1 protein-coding gene is annotated in these 489 nt (G+C 34.2%); it reads left to right on the top strand.

All coding sequences use genetic code 11. The annotated features are described in order from the left end of the window. On the top strand, nucleotides 1-489 hold a 489-nt coding region (locus JHD74_RS26035; RefSeq protein WP_199063913.1), incomplete at both ends, for an HAD family hydrolase.

Consider the following 489-nt stretch of genomic DNA (forward strand, 5'->3'; position numbering starts at 1 on the left):
TGCTTACAGAGTGAAGAGTTATACCATATTGCTAATCATAGAGCTAAAAATTGGCAAGAGCTATATATTGATTACTATGGGTTGTCACATGAAGAAATGTTAATTGCCGGAAGCCTGTGGGCAGAGTTTCAAGATAAAAATAAAACCAAAGTTGTGCTTTTTGATGGTATTAAAGATGTTTTAATTAAATCAAAAGATATCCCTCATGGTATTTGCTCACAAAACTCAAAGGGAAATATCCGTAGAGTGTTTGAAATAAATGGGGTGTCTGAATTTTTTAAAGCTATTGTTGGTTACGATGATGTTCCAAATCATTACCAAAAACCACATCCATTTGGTGGTGTTAAATGTTTAAAGTCAATTTTTGGCCGTGCTAAAAATTATTCAATTATGTATATAGGTGACCATGAGTCTGATACGCAATTTGCTCGTAACATACAATCCGAACTCGGAGTTAATGTTATCCTGTCTCTTATACACATCTCCGAG

It is taken from the genome of Serratia sp. ASV30 (assembly GCF_016428815.1).
In the GTDB taxonomy this organism is placed as follows: Bacteria; Pseudomonadota; Gammaproteobacteria; order Enterobacterales; family Enterobacteriaceae; genus Chania; species Chania fonticola_C.